Source organism: Variovorax sp. P4_D9 (assembly GCF_056401695.1).
In genome coordinates this window covers 1-5255 of the sequence record NZ_JBFUIU010000629.1, presented here as the reverse complement: position 1 = coordinate 5255, position 5255 = coordinate 1, and the positions used below count along the sequence as shown (strand labels likewise).

Annotated in this window: 4 protein-coding genes and 1 pseudogene; all 5 read left to right on the top strand. The window is 63.1% G+C overall.

Annotated elements, in window-relative coordinates; translation table 11 throughout:
* Nucleotides 1–136: pseudogene (locus AC1DY5_RS40960) on the top strand (carbohydrate ABC transporter permease); the annotation flags it as partial.
* Nucleotides 137–156: 20 nt separating this feature from the next.
* The gene (locus tag AC1DY5_RS40955; protein ID WP_478120167.1) at nucleotides 157–1188 is read left to right on the top strand and encodes an ABC transporter ATP-binding protein; all 1032 of its coding nucleotides are present in this window, start codon (nucleotides 157–159) and stop codon (nucleotides 1186–1188) included.
* 21 nt (nucleotides 1189–1209) lie between these two features.
* The gene (dalD, locus tag AC1DY5_RS40950; RefSeq protein WP_478120166.1) at nucleotides 1210–2634 is read left to right on the top strand and encodes a D-arabinitol 4-dehydrogenase; all 1425 of its coding nucleotides are present in this window, start codon (nucleotides 1210–1212) and stop codon (nucleotides 2632–2634) included.
* A 164-nt stretch (nucleotides 2635–2798) separates the two neighbouring features.
* Complete coding sequence (locus tag AC1DY5_RS40945; RefSeq protein WP_478120165.1) at nucleotides 2799–3767, top strand: AraC family transcriptional regulator; 969 nt, start codon at nucleotides 2799–2801, stop codon at nucleotides 3765–3767.
* A 353-nt stretch (nucleotides 3768–4120) separates the two neighbouring features.
* The gene (locus tag AC1DY5_RS40940; protein ID WP_478120164.1) at nucleotides 4121–4849 is read left to right on the top strand and encodes an SDR family oxidoreductase; all 729 of its coding nucleotides are present in this window, start codon (nucleotides 4121–4123) and stop codon (nucleotides 4847–4849) included.
* The last annotated feature ends 406 nt before the right edge of the window (nucleotides 4850–5255 follow it).

Genomic DNA, 5255 nt, shown 5'->3' with positions numbered 1-5255 from the left:
GTACTCAAGCCCCGAGGGCCTGTTCTGGGCCAAGTTGTCGGCCGCCTCGCTGATGGCCATCGCGCCCATCGTCGTGTTCGGCTGGTTCAGCCAGAAGCAACTGGTGCAAGGCCTCACCTTCGGCGCCGTCAAGTAATCAATCAAGGAGACACAGACATGGCTTACCTCGAACTGCGCGACATCAATAAGAGCTTCGGCGAAGCTCACATCATCCGCGGCGTCAATCTCGAGATCAACAAGGGCGAGTTCATCGTCTTCGTAGGCCCCTCGGGTTGCGGCAAATCGACGCTGCTGCGCCTGATCGCCGGGTTGGAGCCGACCACCAGCGGCCAGATCATGCTCGATGGCAAGGACATCACGAAAACGCCCTCGGGCAAGCGCGACCTGGCGATGGTGTTCCAGAGCTATGCGCTCTATCCGCACATGAGCGTGGCCGACAACATGTCGTTCGCGCTGAAGCTCGCCAACGTGCCGAAGGACGAGATTCGCAAGAAGGTCGACTACGCCGCGAAGCAGCTCAACCTCACGCAGTACCTCGATCGCACGCCGAAGGAACTGTCGGGCGGCCAGCGCCAGCGCGTCGCGATCGGCCGCGCCATCGTGCGTGCGCCGAAGGTCTTCCTGTTCGACGAGCCGCTGTCGAACCTCGATGCGGCCTTGCGCGGCAACACGCGTGTCGAGATCCACAAACTGCATGTGTCGCTCGGCGCCACCAGCATTTACGTGACGCACGATCAGGTCGAGGCCATGACGCTGGCCGACCGCGTGGTGGTGCTGAAGGACGGCCTCATCGAGCAGGTGGGCACGCCGATGGACCTGTACGACCGTCCGGCCAACCAGTTTGTCGCCCAATTCATCGGGATGCCGTCGATGAACATGGTGCCGGCTTCGGCCATCCCAAATTTTTCATCACAGACCGGCGGCAAGTTGCCGAGCGACGGCTTCCTCGGCGTACGCCCCGAGGGCCTGCGCGTGCATCCGGGCAGCGGCTTCGGCGTGCCGGGCAAGGTCGACCTGATCGAGGCGCTGGGGGCGGACACGCTGATTCATGTCGACGTCAGCGGCATCCCGCTGATCGCGCGGCAGAACGTGCGCACGCCACTGCGCGTGGGCGACGACGTGGGCGTCGAACTCGACCCGTCGGTGCTGCATCTTTTCAACCGCGAAGGCCTGACGATTCACGCTTGAGCACGCCCTCGGAGCAGTAACATGAGCAGCGCTTCCGTTTCCGCCACCGAGTTCGTGGTCCTGCACCTCGGTCTCGGCTCCTTCCATCGCGCGCACCAGGCTGTGTATCTGCAGCGCCTGATCGACGCCGGTGACGCCCGCTGGTCGATCGCGGGCGCCAATCTGCGCCCCGACATGAACGACGTGCTCGCGGCGCTGGCTGCCCAAGGGGGTGCCTACACGCTTGAGACCGTCACGCCGGCGGGCAGCTACAACTACCAGCGCATTACGGCCATCCGCGAGGTGCTGCCGTACCAGGCCGACCTGGCGGCCGTGATCGCGCGCGGCGCCGCGTCGTCGACCCGCATCGTGTCGTTCACCGTCACCGAGGCCGGCTACTACCTTGACGACCGCCACCGGCTGGACCTGTCATTCGCCGACCTCGCCGCCGACATCGAGCGCGCGCGCCAGGGCCAACCCGGCAGCACCATCTACGGCGCGATCTGCGCCATCCTGCGCGCCCGCAGGGCCGCCGATGGCGGCCCGGTGACCTTGCAGAACTGCGACAACTTGCGCCACAACGGCGAGCGCTTTCGCGGCGGGCTGCTGGAATTCATCGAGCAGGCGGGCGACTTCGAACTTCTGTCCTGGGTGAAGACCCATACCAGCTGCCCCAACGCGATGGTCGACCGCATCACGCCGCGGCCGCCGCCTGAACTGGGTGCCCGCGTCAAGGCCGCCACTGGCGTCGACGATGCCGCGCCGGTCACAAGCGAAAGCTTCATCCAGTGGGTGATCAAAGACGACTTCATCGCCGGACGGCCGGACTGGGGGCGCGTCGGCGCGGAACTCGTGGCATCGGTCCAGCCTTACGAAGAGGCCAAGATCCGCATCCTCAATGCCAGCCACAGCTGCATTGCTTGGGCCGGTACCCTGGCCGGGCTTCAGTTCATCCACGAAGGCACACTCACGCCCGCCATCCGGCAGATGGCTTGGGACTACATCACCCACGACGTGATCCCATGCCTGAGCCAACCCGACGCCGACAGCCCGGTCGACCTGCCGACCTACCGCGACGTGGTGCTCGACCGCTTTGCCAACCCGGCCCTGCGGGACACCAACCAGCGCGTGGCCATGGACGGCTTCTCGAAGATCCCTGGTTTCATTGCGCCGACGGTGCGCGAGTGCCTGGCGCAGGGCCGCAGCATCGATAGCGTGGCCATGCTGCCGGCGCTGTTCCTGGCCTTCCTGCAGCGCTGGCACGTTGGCGCCTTGTCATACACCTACCAGGATCAAAGCATGGACCCGGCTGTGGCGCAAGCGATCTGCGACGCAGCCGATCCAGTGGCGGCGATTTGCGCCGAGGCTTCGCTGTGGGGTGGCACCGCCGGCGACGCGCGCCTGGTCGATGCGGTGCGCCGCGCGAGCCAGCGTGTTGCCGCCTATGTCGACGGATTTTCCGCATGAGTGATCGACACCATGCCGGCCTCACGCCTTCTTGGGTTGAAAAGCCGATGTCGGAAGACGTCGACGGCCCGTTCCAATTGCGAGGACCCGCACAAGGGCCAGACGAAGCGCTGCGTCAGGGTTGACAGGGTTGATGTGCCGCTTAGCCGCAGGAGAATAACGCCATGACGGCCTCCGAACGCCACCACCAGTTGCCAAGGAAGCGACAGCCCGAGGCGGAACGCGATCACACGCGTTCACCCTCGCTGGGCTACGAAGCGCCTGAGGTCGGACTGGTGCGCTGCATGGTGCACGGCTACCCGACCCCGCTGGCGCGCTGGCACTATCACGACGAGTACGAGTTGCACTTGATGGTCGCTACCTCGGGCAAGGCCTTCGTGGGCGACTGGATCGGACCGTTCCAGCCAGGCCACCTGGTACTGTGCGGGCCGCGCCTGCCGCACAACTGGATCTCTCTGGACGCGCCGGAGGGCGGTGTGGCCCAACGCGACCTCGTGATCCAGTTTCGCCACGAGCCGATCGAGCGTGCGGCGGTCGACATTCCCGAACTGCGAGACGCGATGCAACTGCTGGAGCGTGCGCGCAACGGCATCGAGTTCTTCGGCATGTCGCATGTCGCGCGGAACCGTTGGGAAAGCATGAGGGCAGTTCGAGGTCTACAGCGATTTGGCCTTTTCTGCGAACTCCTGGCCGAGCTGGCGCGGTGCACCGACTATCGGCTGCTGTCCAGCGTGCAGATGCAAGGCTTGGATGGCATTAACGGCGACGCTAACGTCGACAAGATCAACAGCATCGTCACCCGCATTTCTGCCAATTTGGCCGAACCCATCTCCATGGCCGAATTCGCGGCCGAACTGGGCATGACGGAAAGCCGCTTCAGCCGATTTTTCCGCCGCTCCACTGGCAACAACTTCACCGATTTCGTGAACCAAATGCGCATCAGCAGCGCGTGCCACCTGCTGATGCAGACCGACCACTACGTGACTGACATTTGCTACCAAGTGGGCTTCAACAACGTGGCCAACTTCAACCGACGCTTTCTGGAAATCAAGGGCATGACGCCCAGCGAGTTCCGCCGCCAAGCAAATACCCGCTTTGGTGGCGCCGCATTGCCGAATCCTGGGGCCAGATGATGCGGCACAGGCTGGTTTTGTTGTACTTTTTTGCAAAGGAGTGCGGATGGTGACTGGCTAGCCTTGAATGATCAATGATCACCGTGGACTAAGAATGGCTAACTGCAGATGACGCTTTCGGGTACTCCCGACATAGGCGGCCAGAGAAATTAGCGGTCGAGTCAATGGACCGTCTGGGTCGCGATAGTCAAGGACAGCCACGAAGGCTGCACCACCCAAACAGAGGCCGCGACTGACCATCAAAGTCACGAACACAACAAGACTATTTCAACGCCTGCGGCTAGCGCCGTCGAATCCAACTTACTAACGTACCGGGCAACTGCACTTCAAGTGCGCCCAACAGGAAGAGAAATATGGCAAGAGAACTGGAAGGCAAGGTTGCCGTCGTCACGGGTGCCGCGTCGGGCATTGGTTTGGCAAGCACCGAAGCGATGTTGAYGGCGGGTGCACGCGTGGTGATGGTTGACCGCGACGATGCAGCGCTGCGTTCGCTTTGCGACAAGCACGGCGACGCCGTCATCCCATTGGTCATCAACCTGCTCGACCCGAAAGACTGCGCGACGCTGGCGCCGAGAGTGCTACAGATGGCCGGCCAGCTCGACATCCTGCACGCCAATGCCGGAACCTACGTCGGCGGCGACCTGGTCGATGCGGACACCGAGGCCATCGACCGGATGCTGCATCTCAACGTCAACGTCGTGATGAAGAACGTCCACGACGTGCTGCCGCACATGATCGAGCGTCGGACGGGAGACATCATCGTCACGAGTTCGTTGGCGGCCCACTTTCCGACGCCATGGGAGCCAGTCTACGCGTCGTCCAAATGGGCGATCAACTGCTTCGTCCAGACAGTGCGACGTCAGGTGTTCAAGCACGGCATTAGGGTCGGCTCGATCTCCCCCGGACCCGTTATCAGCGCACTGCTCGCCGACTGGCCGCCAGAGAAGCTGAAGGAAGCCAGAGATTCCGGTAGCCTGCTCGAGGCCAGCGAAGTGGCCGACGTTGTGAGGTACATGCTCACGCGGCCACGCGGCATGACCATTCGCGACGTCATCATGATGCCCACCAATTTCGACCTATAAGTCCGAAGAATTGCGCATCCCGTCGTCGCCGAGCAAGCAGGGAAAGCCAGCTGGAGGGGTCAGTTTTTCACGGACGTTACTCGCTATCACCCCTTCACGCCATCCGCAGCGCATCGGATCTGACCCCGAGGGGGCGCGGTACCGATTGGTGGTTGGCGACAATTAGCTTGTCCGGCGTGGGGCGGTGGCGAGAGAGCCTTCGGCGCATTGACTCGTCGGAATTGCTACCCGAGCTGACCTGTTGCCTCACGTAACTTGCTACCTGTCGGATGGTCCGACGGGAGCAGCACTACGTGACGAGGCGAATCAGCATGGCAACACGCAAGGAGTTGATCGAGGCATTGCGAGCGCGCTACAGCGGCGCGCCACCGATGGAGAAGACGAAGATCCTGGATGAGTTCGTGGC

Excerpts from the sequence above, each read along its gene's own strand:
- AC1DY5_RS40955 (WP_478120167.1), top strand. The coding sequence starts at position 157 with ATGGCTTACCTCGAACTGCGCGACATCAATAAGAGCTTCGGCGAAGCT.
- AC1DY5_RS40945 (WP_478120165.1), top strand. The coding sequence starts at position 2,799 with ATGACGGCCTCCGAACGCCACCACCAGTTGCCAAGGAAGCGACAGCCC.
- dalD (WP_478120166.1), top strand. The coding sequence starts at position 1,210 with ATGAGCAGCGCTTCCGTTTCCGCCACCGAGTTCGTGGTCCTGCACCTC.